The following is a 12,376-nucleotide window of genomic DNA, read 5'->3' as shown; positions in this document are numbered from 1 at the left end:
AGAAAAACATAAAAAAGGCCGTATCCAAGGATACAGCTCGTCCTTAGTTTTTTATAGAGGGTGTAGCTAGAACCTCTCCCGCATATCGCACGGATTTTCTTCAATTTTTTCACTTCTGCTATCTTACCATAATGATGTTTTTCTTGACAATAAAAAAGTCAGTCCCCGGTTCCTAGATCAATTATCGCTCTATAGTGACGGTTCGTTTCATTATATATATTTATAAACTGCGCCGCCGAGGAGCTTTTTTGCAAAGCAAAGCGCCTATGAAGGCCAGGCTCACATAGCCAAACAAGGGATAAATCGTTGAAATAAGCCTGCCGTACCCTATTTGGCTCGTAATATAAGCCGTGATCATAATGGCCGCAAAGATATATTTGCTTTTCACTGGAAGAAAGCTTTGCACTTGTTTTTCTAATCCATATAGATTACCGATAACTGATGTGAACACTTCTCCGAAAATAATGAGTAAATAAATCAAATGGACAGATCGTGCAAAGAGATAAACCACTTGTGCCATCGGTATATCATACAAAAATACATCCGGAAGAGTTGACAAAGACAGAAAACTCGCGGACAGCACAATCGTCAGCATCGTCCCTCCGATTAAAGCGCCTTTTTTGATCACTTTCTCCGAGGACATTTCATTCGCCAGCGGAACCAAAACTGCTTGGGCAAGCGATAAATTCAAAGCCCCGTAAGAAAAGGCTGATAACAGCCAATCCCAGCGATGCGGCCAGACCCACTGAGCTGCGTTTCGTGATTCGCTGAATATAAAAGAGTCGGCCACTACAATCATTGAAAAGAGGATTAAAAGGGGAACAACAAACACATTGACACCGAAAATGCCTTTTACTCCTCTAGTCATCACAATTAAGCTCAGACCGATTGTAATAAGCATCCCAATCTGAGCGGACATCCCCAATTGTTCCTCAAAAAGCGCCCCTGCTCCTGAAAGCATGACAGATGTAACTCCGAGGAGAACAAACAGCATAAATACATTGATAATTCGCCCAGCCGCCGCCCCGAACAAAAAGATGTTCATTTCTTGATATGACTTGGCATTGATTCGCTTTGAAATGATCATCAGCTTGGCGCCAAGAAACGTAAACATTCCGCCGCTGACGAGAATGCCGAATAAACCGAACCAGCCGAACTTCAGAAAAAACTCAACAATTTCTCTGCCAGTCGCAAATCCAGCTCCGACTACTGTGCCGACATACACAAAAGCAAGCTGACTTGCAGACCCTTTTGATTGTTCCATTTCTCCCCTCCGAACGAACCGCAGTTTTGTCCATAGATGCCTTTTTATAACCTATGAGACAAGTTCCTTGAAAAGACGAAGAAAACATGTTTTACTTTGTAACAAATTAAAAAATGTTGTGCAAAAGGCTTGAAAGTCAAAGAAGGTCAGAGTATACTATTAATCAAAGTTGGTCAAACAAACCGGCCTTTTTTAAAAACCAATTGGTCAAAGATAGTCAAATATTCAGTCTGCTTTGAGCATATTGGTTTGAAAGCCGTTAAGTTTGCCGTATACTAATAGTCAAAGAAGGTCAAATCCAATAGACCTTTTTATTCACTTTCATTGGTCAAAGAAGATCAAATTATTAAGGAGGTTTTGGCAAATGCGTTGTCAACATTGTCATCAAAACGAGGCGACGATTCGCCTTAACATGCAAATAAATTCCGTTCATAAACAGATGGTTCTTTGTGAAACTTGCTATAACGAACTGACCCGTAAACCTTCAATGAGTATGGGTCCTCAATCTTTCGGATTTCCGTTTGAACAGGCATTCCAGCCGAAAGAAAAGAGCGCAGCAAAACAAAGCGGAAAAAAAGGGCTGCTTGATGAGCTGGCTCAAAATATTACAAACGGTGCTAAAGCCGGTCTCATTGATCCCGTCATCGGCCGTGATGATGAAGTGGCGCGAGTGATCGAAATTCTAAACCGCCGGAACAAAAACAATCCGGTTCTTATTGGTGAGCCGGGTGTAGGGAAAACTGCCATCGCTGAAGGGCTCGCTTTAAAAATTGCTGAAGGTGATGTTCCAAACAAACTGAAAAACAAAGAGCTATATTTGCTTGATGTTGCATCCCTTGTTGCAAACACAGGGATCAGAGGCCAATTTGAGGAGAGAATGAAACAGCTGATCACTGAGCTGAAGGAACGAAAAAATGTCATTCTGTTCATTGATGAAATTCACCTTCTCGTTGGCGCAGGCTCTGCAGAAGGATCAATGGACGCCGGCAACATTCTCAAACCGGCCCTAGCCAGAGGCGAACTGCAAGTCATTGGCGCGACAACACTGAAAGAATATCGTCAAATCGAAAAAGATGCCGCGCTGGAAAGACGTTTTCAGCCTGTCATGGTGCAGGAGCCTTCAATTGAACAGGCTATCCTCATTCTGCAAGGGATTAAAGACAAATACGAGGCGTACCATGGCGTAACATTCAGTGATGAAGCAATCAAAGCGTGTGTCACTTTATCATCCCGCTACATTCAGGACAGACACCTGCCGGATAAAGCAATTGATTTATTAGATGAAGCAGGTTCAAAAGCTAACCTGTTAATTGATGAACTGAATGATGAGGATGCCGCTGAACGCTTAACTGCAATTGAAGCCGAAAAAACAAAAGCCCTGGAAGAAGAAAATTACGAACTGGCTGCAAAACTCCGTGATGAAGAACTCGCATTGGAGAAAAAACTGAACAGCTCCTCCGCTCATACTGCTGTCACTGTGGAAGCTGAGCACATTCAGGAAATTGTTGAACAAAAAACAGGCATCCCTGTCGGCAAACTGCAGGCAGACGAACAAACGAAAATGAAAGAACTCGAAGCAAAACTTCATGAACGCGTGATTGGACAAGAAGCCGCTGTTCAAAAAGTGGCAAAGGCGGTAAGACGAAGCCGCGCCGGTTTAAAATCCAAAAACAGACCAGTCGGCTCCTTCCTCTTCGTCGGTCCTACCGGCGTAGGGAAAACAGAGCTTTCTAAAACACTGGCAGATGAATTATTCGGCACAAAAGACGCTATTATCCGACTCGATATGAGCGAATACATGGAGAAACACGCCGTATCTAAAATTATCGGTTCACCGCCTGGATATGTCGGCCATGAGGAAGCTGGACAATTAACTGAGAAAGTGCGCCGCAATCCTTACAGCATTGTGTTGCTGGATGAGATTGAAAAAGCACACCCAGACGTTCAGCATATGTTCCTGCAAATTATGGAAGATGGCCGTCTGACAGACAGCCAAGGCAGAACCGTAAGCTTCAAAGACACTGTGATCATCATGACAAGTAATGCGGGTGCTGGTGAGAAACAAACGAAAGTCGGTTTCCAATCAGATGACAGTGTCATCGAAGAACAAACATTAATTGATTCACTGAGCATGTTCTTTAAACCTGAGTTCCTCAACCGTTTTGACAGCATTATTGAGTTCCGCTCATTGGAAAAAGAACATCTTGTCAAAATCGTCAGCCTTCTTCTTGGAGAACTTGAAGAAACATTGGCGGAACGGGGCATTAGCTTGAATGTGACAGATGAAGCGAAAGAAAAAATCGCTGAGCTGGGCTACCACCCTTCATTCGGTGCACGTCCGCTTAGAAGAACCATCCAAGAATGGGTTGAGGATGAAATGACCGATCTGCTGCTTGATAATGGCGAGATCACAAGTTTTCACGTGATTTTAGAAGATGATAAAATCAAAGTGCGAGCGAAATAACAATCAGCGGTTTCCTTTTAGGAAGCCGCTTTTTTTATGCTTTCATACTCTTGACTTAGAAAATACCGTCCCTTCCCCTGAAGCGCTACTTCCCTTCATCCTTTACACTTTTTTTAAGGAGGGATGGAACATGTTTATATACAGTGAATATGTATTTCTACTATTATATGAATACCATCTGAAGGACAGCTTGCAAGAAAGCTGCTAATTTCAGTAGACACCCGGGCTTTTCAATTTTGGAGAGCCCGTTTTTGTTTATTTCTCCCTTCTATGCCTCTTCCTTGAATATTTCATGAACAAATTCACAATGTCCCTAAAGTTCCGGGCACCAAAACCGATATTAACCATAGACAAGATAGTAAAAAAGGATTTGGTGAAAAACTATGGATAAAACTTCGTTAATCGGTATTATTCTTGCTTTTGTGGCATTGAGCGTCGGGATGGTTCTGAAAGGCGTCAGTTTCAGCGCCCTTGCAAACCCCGCTGCCATTTTAATTATTATCGCCGGGACAATCTCAGCAGTCGTTATTGCGTTCCCAACAAAAGAAATTAAAAAAGTGCCTGCGCTGTTTCGAGTGTTATTTAAGGAAAATAAACAGCTCACAATAGAGGAACTCATTCCTATGTTCTCTGAATGGGCTCAGCTTGCACGCCGCGAAGGTCTGCTTGCTTTAGAAGCAAGCATTGAGGATGTAGATGATGCTTTCTTGAAAAACGGGCTCAGCATGGCTGTTGACGGGCAAAGCGCGGAATTTATCAGAGATATTATGACAGAGGAAGTCGAAGCAATGGAGGACAGACACCAAGCCGGAGCCGCTATTTTTACACAAGCAGGAACGTACGCTCCGACACTTGGAGTACTCGGCGCTGTAATCGGGCTGATTGCCGCTCTCTCTCATATGGACAATACAGATGAGCTTGGACACGCCATCAGTGCCGCCTTTGTTGCCACACTTCTCGGTATCTTTACAGGGTATGTGTTATGGCATCCTTTCGCAAATAAATTAAAACGAAAATCAAAACAAGAAGTAAAACTGCGTGAGGTCATGATTGAAGGTGTTTTATCCGTTTTAGAAGGACAGGCACCGAAAGTCATCGAACAAAAGCTTTTAATGTATCTTCCTGCGAAGGACCGCTTGAAATTTGCAGAACAAGGAGAGGCGCAAAATGGCGAGAAAAAAGAAGAAGAAGCATGAGGACGAGCACGTTGATGAATCATGGCTCGTTCCTTACGCCGACATCCTTACTCTTCTCCTGGCATTGTTTATTGTGCTGTACGCGAGCAGCTCGATTGACGCAGCTAAGTTTCAAATGCTCTCAAAATCATTTAATGAAGTTTTTACAGGCGGAACCGGTGTACTGGACTACTCCAGTGTCACTCCTCCTGAAAACGAGTCAGACGGCATCGATGAAGTGAAAAAGGAAAAAGAAGAGAAAGAGAAAAACAAGAAAGAAAAAGAAAAAGCAGCTGATCAAGAAGAACTTGAAAATGTGAAGAGCCAGGTGGAAAAGTTCATCAAAGATAAAAAGCTGGAACATCAGCTGGAGACGAAGATGACTAGTGAAGGCCTTCTGATTACGATTAAAGACAGCATCTTCTTTGATTCTGGAAAAGCGACCATCCGTAAGGAAGATGTGCCGCTTGCAAAAGAGATTTCAAATCTTCTTGTGATTAACCCGCCAAGAAATATCATTATCAGCGGACATACTGATAATATGCCAATTAAAAATTCTGAATTCCAATCAAACTGGCATTTAAGCGTCATGAGAGCGGTAAACTTTATGGGGCTCCTGATTGAAAACCCCAAGCTCGATGCAAAAGTGTTCAGCGCCAAGGGTTATGGCGAGTATAAACCGGTGGCTTCCAACAAAACTGCGGAAGGCCGAAGCAAAAACCGGCGGGTTGAAGTTCTCATTTTGCCAAGAGGCGCAGCGGAAACAAATGAAAAATAGCAAAAAAGGAAGCCTTGTGACATATCAGGCTTCCTTTTTTTACTTATTATGAAACTGTTTTGCGTTTAATCCTACTCTTTTTAACATTTCGGTGCACATCTCTACCTCTTCTTCGCTTAATACGCTGATCATTTCATCAATTTCAGCAGCGTGATCAGGGAAAATATCGTTCAAAAGACCGATGCCTTTTTCAGTAATTTGCGCAAATGTCACTCGTCTGTCTGTAGGAGACGCTTTCCGAATGAGAAGTTCTTTTTGCTCCAGCTTATCTACAACGTATGTGATGCTCCCGCTAGCCAAGAGAATTTTATCTCCTATCTGCTGCAGCGGCTGATCGCCTTTATGGTACAAAAGCTCTAGCACAGCAAATTCAGTCGGATTCAGCCCATGCTTATGAATATGCTTATTCATATGATCGTTAATAGACCGATACGCGCGCGACAGCACGATAAATAACTTCAGTGATTTTTCTGTCATGTCTCAATCATCCTTTTAGAAACCGTTACAGAGAAACATTAATAAACAAAGACCAAAATGTCAATAAAAATCTTTCCAATATTTCTCTTCTTTTTTAAAATGTAAGCTTGCCAACACCTTTTTCTAATTTTTTTGGTTATTTTTTCTTATTAAAGAAGAAGAAACAATGATATAATACCTCTAATCAGGTGTATGTTGGAGCGATGCAAATTGAAAATACTAAAAGGCGCCTGCGGGAGAGTCAAACTTTATATCATACTGGTCGTGATTCCGGCAATCGTCATCAGCTTTTTCGTATATGAAAAAGAAAAAGATACAATAGCTGCAGAACATAAACAAGAAGCAAGTGTCCTGCTAAACCTTCACCGCAACAAAATCAATTATTTAATCGGAGAAACAATGGCGAGAATGACCTCCTTGTCCATCGCCATCGACAGACCGGTTGATATAAAGAAAATGCAGTCAATTTTGGAAAAGACCTTTGATTCAGAGCCGAGATTTTCCGGTCTCTATTTTCTCAATGCCAAAGGAGACGTCACCGCAAGCACAACCGAATTAAAAACGAAAGTAAACCTGGCCGACAGATCTTTTTTTACAAAAGCAAAGGAAACTAAAAAGACAGTCATTTCAGATAGTTATTCGAGCAGAATTACTGGTCAGCCAATTTTCACAATTTGTGTGCCTGTTTTGGACTCAAAACGAAATGTGACAGATTATCTTGTCGCAGCTATTCAAATTGATTATTTGAAAAATCTCATTAACTTGCTGAGCCCTGATGTTTATATTGAAGTTGTGAACCAAGACGGGAAAATGATTTTTGCGAGCGGACAATCCTCTCATGCAGAGGATCAGAAACCTGTCAGCGGATATCTGGATGATATCAGCTGGAATATGAAAGTCTATCCGAACCCGGTCACAATAGAAGAACTGTCGAAAAGCCTTGTGCTTCCGCTTTCATGTATTATTGTTCTGCTGAATATCCTTTTTATTCTCGTGCTGTATTATTTGCTGAAGCGGCAGACCCAGCTGGAGCGCTCAGAAAACGAGGCGCAAAAATTAGAGCTGATCGGGACGCTTGCTGCCAGCACAGCCCATGAAATCCGTAACCCCCTCACCGGGATAAGCGGCTTTATTCAGCTGTTGCAAAAGAAATATAAAGGTGAGGAAGATCAGCTTTACTTCTCCATTATCGAACAGGAGATCAAACGCATCAATCAAATAGTGAGTGAGTTTCTCGTTCTCGGCAAGCCGACAGCTGAAAAATGGGAGCTGAACTCACTTCAGGACATTATCGGAGAAATTATGCCGATCATTTATTCTGAGGGCAATCTATACAATGTTGAAGTCGAATTACAGTATTTAACCGAGCAGCCCTTACTCGTAAAATGTACAAAAGATCATATTAAACAAGTGATTTTAAATGTAGCAAAAAATGGCCTCGAGTCAATGCCTGAAGGAGGCAAACTGACGATCTCCCTGGGAGCTTTAGATAAAAAAGCCATAATCAAAGTTGTGGATAACGGTGAAGGGATTTCTCAGGAAATGCTGGATCACATCTTCCTTCCCTTTGTTACTTCTAAAGAAAAAGGAACCGGTCTCGGCCTTGTTGTTTGTAAACGGATCGTGCTGATGTACGGAGGCTCTATTCATATTGAAAGTGAAGTGCGAAGAGGCACAGAGGTGACAATCACCCTCCCCGTATCCGCATCATAGCCCCCCTGACCATGTCAGGAGGGTTTTTTATCTTCGTGATCGGGCATTGCCATTCGATTTGCTTGCTGGTCTTCCAGAAAAAAGGATTTTGATGAAACGCAACAGCATTTTCAAAAGCAAAAAAAACATAAAAAATACTAAAAAACCCTTTATACCTTCCGTGGCATCTAAAAACTCCATATTCCCTCTACCCGTCACCTTTTGCTGAATCTCAATCGCAAATACGATGACAATGATGACTGTAACAGTATAGATAAAGGACAAGGCTGTCATACTCCATTTAGAAAGCCATGTAAACACAGCGTGAGTGACGCCGAAAAAGAATATGCCAAAAATGCCGATCACCCAAAAATGCATTTCTTTGTCAGTTAAATGAATGCCAAATATTCCGCATAAGGAAATAAAAGCATCATGAAATTGATTGACCATTTCGGTAATGAGAATCGCTAGTTCTTTCATTAGTTCCCTCTTTCATATGAATTTTTTCCAGAAAAAAAGAGCGCTTCCGAAAAGCTCTCTCTTTATATATGCATCTGATAGGCCGCTATTTATTTGCATCATATGCTGGCATAACATCTCTGCGGGGCCACAAGCCTAATTTCTTTACAAGGCCTTGAATCCCTTGGGAATGTTCGTTTTCTTGCATAAGCTGGTGATATTCATTTATTAAACAATCCAGCTCCTGACTGTGCCTGATCGTGTCATGCCCTGTAAATCCCTGCTTTCTAGCGGCATCTATCATTAACTTTCTTTTTTCATCAATAGACACCAACAATCTTTCTTGTTCAGAAGAACCGCCCATTCACTTCACCCCTCGCCGCTAAGAAATAGGAAACAAGTTTGATTGGGTTATTGTGCATTATTACAGATTATACTTTATTTGTAAACATATTTTCATTAAATAAGTTAATTTTTCAGGTATAATAGATATATTGATAGGATTAGAAGAACAATACCCAGGTGAAGAATATCTTAAACACGCCGCCAGGCAGGAGGAATGCCCAATGAAGAAAAAGAAAGCAATTATGCTCGGAGCGGCAGGCGGAAAAGCAATTTTGAAGAGGAAAAACCGAAAAAAATGTATTCAGCACATCACTATTTTTTTTCAGATGCTTCGCGATTGGCGAAATGGCGACTATCCTCGGTCACAGGTTAAAACACTTTTGCTGTTAACTGCCGCAATTCTGTATATCGTCATGCCGCTCGATATCATTCCAGACGTAATCCTCGGTCTTGGGTTCATTGACGATGCAGCTGTTTTAGGTTTGATTTGGACACTGATTAAAAAAGAACTGTCACAGTATGAAAAGTGGCGTTTGCAATAAATATAAAAAGCCCCGTTCGATGAACGGGGCTATCTCATGCTTATTGATTCACGCTGTCTTTTTCATAAATAGGAACCCAGCCTTCAGTTGTGACAAAAATTCTCACCGCGACAACTTTGCGGTCCTCCTGAAGCGTGAAGTAATGGCGGATATTCTCAGGCACGGAGATTAAATCACCAGGGTTTAAACGGACATCAAAAAACGTGCCGTCCTTGCCTTGAATGACAAAAATACCGTGTCCGCTTACAATAAAACGAACCTCATCGTCTGTATGGTGATGCTCTCTTTTAAAGTTTTCAAGCAGTTCATCAAGTTTCGGATTGCTGTCTGACAATGAAATAACATCCTGTGCTTTATAGCCGCGGCGGGTTGAGATATCTTTAATTTCAGTTTCGAAGGTATCAAGAATTTGCTGTTTTTCTTCTTCTGTCAGGTCATATTTCTCTGAGAGATGTTCCGGAAGCTTCGTGATATCCCATTGCTCATAAATAACCTCTTGACTGTCCAGAAAGCTTGCCACTTCCTCTTGATTTTCAATCGTTGTATTTGCCTCATCATGAATTCGAATTGTAGCCATTTCAATTCCTCCTTTTATTTAACCAGCTGATGCTGGAGTGTTTTCAATTTCAAATGGTAGCTGAACAAAAATTCATACGCTTCAAGCACTCTTTTTGCCTCAAATGCTGTTTTCCCCCAAACCGTAATACCATGATTTCGGATCAGAACAGCTCCTGAATCTTCTGAAATCTCTTCCGCAAACAGTGCCGCAAGCGTTGGGATATGTGCCGGATTTTCTATAATCGGAACGGTCACTTCTGCGTTCTCTTCCCACAAGCCGAGTGCTTTTATAATTTCCTGGCCTTTGAATGTGATTTTCTTTTGGTCTCCGTATAACTCTGAAATCACATTATTGTTTACCGTATGGACATGCAGGCAGCATCCGGCATTGGTTTTATTGTACAAATGTGTATGCAAAAGCGTTTCTGCTGACGGTTTCAGAGAATGCCCGCTTTCAGCAGGCTCTCCGTTTTGATTGACCAGCAGAAAATCTTCAACCGTCTCTTTGCGTTTATCTTTTCCGCTTGCAGTGACGAGAAATGTTAAAGGCTCATCTGTAACCTTAATTGACAAATTGCCGCTAGTCGCTGGAAACCAATCTCTCTCTGCCAATTCCCGTTTTACTTCAGCGAGCTCTCGCCAGCGTTCTTGTTTTGCAGCCATTCCTGTACCTCCTTTACATTCTCAATTTCCTTTCTGATCTCATAAAAATCTTGATACGGAAGATGATTGAGGTTCTGCTCCCGGCATTCGTTTAATAAATAATCCCTTGCAAAGCATAGGTCAGACAGCTTTGCTGCCTCCACATCTGTAACCGAATCACCGATCATGATGATATATTGGTTCGGTTCAGAAAGTTCATGGATGACCGACGGCTTACAGCACCCGCATTGATTGCTGCATGTGCCCTTGCAGGAATGAGGCCAGTCAATATGGATATAGTCATTGTCAAATGAAGCATGGTTGCAATAAATGCGGTCTTTCTCCACAATGCCTTCAAGCAAAGGATATACAAAGAAGTCCATTCCACCGCTTATGACATAAAACGGAATCTCGTGCTCATTGATAAATGCTACAAATTCCCGAAAGCCTTCCCTGATTTTTGCATCTTCCAATACAAAACTTGTAATCTCTTCTTTTAAACGGCTGGGCAGAAGGCCGAACATCCGCCCGACACCTTCCTTGATCGATAGCGTTTTGGAAAGTACGCCGTCTTTTAATGCCACCCACTCTGGGGGAGCAAATGTTTTCATGATATTTATAATGTTGTCGTTCATCGTGATTGTTCCGTCAAAATCACAAATAACAAAAGGTTTTCGAGTCGTCATACGGCTTCAACCTTTCCCCATTTATCTAGCGCAAGCTTAAGATCCTTGCATTGTTCGGCTTTTTCATCAATCGGCTGGGCCTCTAGGACCGCATCAATAATGGCTCTGAACGCTCGCCCCCCGCCTTGGGCACCGTTCGGATGTCCATGTACGCCTCCTCCGGCGTTAATAATGTGGTCTATGCCGAAATCACGCATTAATAGCGGAACCATGCCGGGATGAATGCCTGCTGACGGAACCGCAAATGTTTGGTTAAAAGCATCCTCTCTCACACATTCTTCATGGATCGCCAGTGCGTCTGCTCTTGGAAGCGCAACCGAACCATATGGAGACGGAAAGAGGCTGAAGTCAGCACCGCAATATCGATTTAATTTTCCGAGTAAAAGAGCGTGAGAAAAACCGTAAAACGGAGAAGACGTAAACGCTCCGCTCACTGCTGGATGCGCCATAATCGGAACTGGGATTTCAGGATCTTCTGCTAGGCCTTGCATAACGTCCAAGCCGTAAGCAAAGACATTAAACAAAAGCGCATCCGCTCCCAGCTCGGCGGCGCGTCTCGCTTTGTCTTTCAGATCAGCCGTACGTCCAGTCAAATTCACCGCATACAGCGTTTTATGTCCGGTTTGCTCATACGTTTCTTTCAATATTTGCTTTCCTTCTGCAATTCTTGTTTCAAAAGGCGCTAGACCTGTCTCAAAGAAAATTTCATCGTCTTTAATCAAGTCAACTCCGCCAAGCGCCTGCTGCCGGAGCTGTTCTTTAATATCACTCAGGTCCCTTCCGATTACGCCTTTAAATATGCTCATTAACAGCGGTCTCTCAAACTCTCCCAGCAGCTTCCGGATGCCGTATACGCCAAACTTTGGTCCCGGCAGTGCACGCTTAAATGCTTCAGAGAAGTGAAGATCGATCAATTTGATTTTTCCGTCCAGGGACAGCTTGCCAAACACTGTTGTCAGCAAAGCCGGAATATCCTGAGAGAAATTGATTTCAGGATAGGCAATTGTGATGACCGCTTGTTTTTCTGATGCAGGAGTTCCCTCTCTCTCCTCAACTTTTATCACCCGCCCCTTATGCTTTTGCATTTGCTCCTGTTTTACAAGGGGCAGATCAGTCCAGGAGCCTACTGTCAATCCTGTTGCGATTTGTTCTGCTTTCTTCTCTGTATCGGCTCCCGGTTCGGTCAGGAGATATGTCGCTAATAACTCACTCATGCCAGAGCTCCTTTCATTTTCATCCATATCAAAAAACCTCTTCAAACTGCAATCGCGTCTAAAGAGGTTTCGTTTCTCGT

At 42.5% G+C, this 12,376-nt stretch carries 13 protein-coding genes and 1 riboswitch; of the genes, 5 read left to right on the top strand and 8 right to left on the bottom strand.

Annotated elements, in window-relative coordinates; translation table 11 throughout:
- Nucleotides 1–37: 37 nt before the first annotated feature.
- Nucleotides 38–82, bottom strand: a riboswitch (PreQ1 riboswitch).
- Nucleotides 83–220: 138 nt separating this feature from the next.
- Nucleotides 221–1,264 (bottom strand): membrane protein, encoded by a 1,044-nt coding sequence (locus NSQ12_RS07715; RefSeq protein ID WP_021479408.1) that lies wholly within the window; start codon nucleotides 1,262–1,264, stop codon nucleotides 221–223.
- A 364-nt stretch (nucleotides 1,265–1,628) separates the two neighbouring features.
- On the opposite strand from NSQ12_RS07715, the gene clpE reads away from it, so the two are divergent.
- From clpE to motB, 3 genes are all read left to right on the top strand, one after another.
- Nucleotides 1,629–3,728 carry an ATP-dependent protease ATP-binding subunit ClpE gene (gene clpE, locus NSQ12_RS07710; RefSeq protein WP_029317717.1) on the top strand — a complete coding sequence of 700 codons (2,100 nt, stop codon included), beginning with the start codon at nucleotides 1,629–1,631 and terminating at the stop codon, nucleotides 3,726–3,728.
- Between the two features lie 383 nt (nucleotides 3,729–4,111).
- Nucleotides 4,112–4,924 carry a flagellar motor stator protein MotA gene (motA, locus tag NSQ12_RS07705; RefSeq protein WP_003238984.1) on the top strand — a complete coding sequence of 271 codons (813 nt, stop codon included), beginning with the start codon at nucleotides 4,112–4,114 and terminating at the stop codon, nucleotides 4,922–4,924.
- On the top strand, nucleotides 4,896–5,681 hold the full coding sequence (motB, locus tag NSQ12_RS07700) for a flagellar motor protein MotB (protein ID WP_003232473.1): 786 nt from the start codon (nucleotides 4,896–4,898) through the stop codon (nucleotides 5,679–5,681). Before motA ends, motB begins: the two co-directional genes overlap by 29 nt.
- Before the next feature lie 39 nt (nucleotides 5,682–5,720).
- Here the strand turns inward: motB and mhqR are convergent, their stop codons facing one another.
- Nucleotides 5,721–6,158, bottom strand: coding sequence for a MarR family transcriptional regulator MhqR (mhqR, locus tag NSQ12_RS07695; RefSeq protein ID WP_003232475.1), 438 nt, complete (start codon nucleotides 6,156–6,158; stop codon nucleotides 5,721–5,723).
- Between the two features lie 192 nt (nucleotides 6,159–6,350).
- Here mhqR and kinD point away from each other — a divergent pair, with 192 nt between their 5' ends.
- Nucleotides 6,351–7,871, top strand: coding sequence for a sporulation kinase KinD (kinD, locus tag NSQ12_RS07690; protein WP_339176410.1), 1,521 nt, complete (start codon nucleotides 6,351–6,353; stop codon nucleotides 7,869–7,871).
- Nucleotides 7,872–7,898: 27 nt separating this feature from the next.
- Here the strand turns inward: kinD and NSQ12_RS07685 are convergent, their stop codons facing one another.
- Nucleotides 7,899–8,330, bottom strand: a complete 432-nt coding sequence (locus NSQ12_RS07685; RefSeq protein WP_003245685.1) for a hypothetical protein — start codon at nucleotides 8,328–8,330, stop codon at nucleotides 7,899–7,901.
- Between the two features lie 85 nt (nucleotides 8,331–8,415).
- Nucleotides 8,416–8,673, bottom strand: a complete 258-nt coding sequence (gene spo0E, locus NSQ12_RS07680; RefSeq protein ID WP_003218598.1) for an aspartyl-phosphate phosphatase Spo0E — start codon at nucleotides 8,671–8,673, stop codon at nucleotides 8,416–8,418.
- A 202-nt stretch (nucleotides 8,674–8,875) separates the two neighbouring features.
- Here spo0E and NSQ12_RS07675 point away from each other — a divergent pair, with 202 nt between their 5' ends.
- Nucleotides 8,876–9,196 (top strand): YkvA family protein, encoded by a 321-nt coding sequence (locus NSQ12_RS07675; RefSeq protein WP_014479630.1) that lies wholly within the window; start codon nucleotides 8,876–8,878, stop codon nucleotides 9,194–9,196.
- 40 nt (nucleotides 9,197–9,236) lie between these two features.
- Here the strand turns inward: NSQ12_RS07675 and mtnD are convergent, their stop codons facing one another.
- Genes mtnD through mtnW form a run of 4 tightly spaced genes read right to left on the bottom strand, consistent with a single transcriptional unit; the run spans nucleotide 9,237 to nucleotide 12,296 of the window.
- Nucleotides 9,237–9,773, bottom strand: coding sequence for an acireductone dioxygenase (mtnD, locus tag NSQ12_RS07670; RefSeq protein WP_003232483.1), 537 nt, complete (start codon nucleotides 9,771–9,773; stop codon nucleotides 9,237–9,239).
- A gap of 14 nt (nucleotides 9,774–9,787) precedes the next feature.
- The gene (locus tag NSQ12_RS07665; RefSeq protein ID WP_076457780.1) at nucleotides 9,788–10,417 is read right to left on the bottom strand and encodes a methylthioribulose 1-phosphate dehydratase; all 630 of its coding nucleotides are present in this window, start codon (nucleotides 10,415–10,417) and stop codon (nucleotides 9,788–9,790) included.
- A complete protein-coding gene (gene mtnX / locus NSQ12_RS07660) occupies nucleotides 10,375–11,082 on the bottom strand; it encodes a 2-hydroxy-3-keto-5-methylthiopentenyl-1-phosphate phosphatase (RefSeq protein ID WP_017695070.1) in 708 nt (235 codons plus the stop codon). Before mtnX ends, NSQ12_RS07665 begins: the two co-directional genes overlap by 43 nt.
- The gene (gene mtnW, locus NSQ12_RS07655; RefSeq protein ID WP_033884236.1) at nucleotides 11,079–12,296 is read right to left on the bottom strand and encodes a 2,3-diketo-5-methylthiopentyl-1-phosphate enolase; all 1,218 of its coding nucleotides are present in this window, start codon (nucleotides 12,294–12,296) and stop codon (nucleotides 11,079–11,081) included. Before mtnW ends, mtnX begins: the two co-directional genes overlap by 4 nt.
- Between the last annotated feature and the right edge of the window lie 80 nt (nucleotides 12,297–12,376).

Origin of the sequence: Bacillus sp. PS95 (genome assembly GCF_037963565.1) — a bacterium.
Classification (GTDB): domain Bacteria; phylum Bacillota; class Bacilli; order Bacillales; family Bacillaceae; genus Bacillus; species Bacillus subtilis.
The sequence above is the reverse complement of the archived record's forward strand: the minus strand, read 5'-3'. Positions and strand labels throughout refer to the sequence as shown.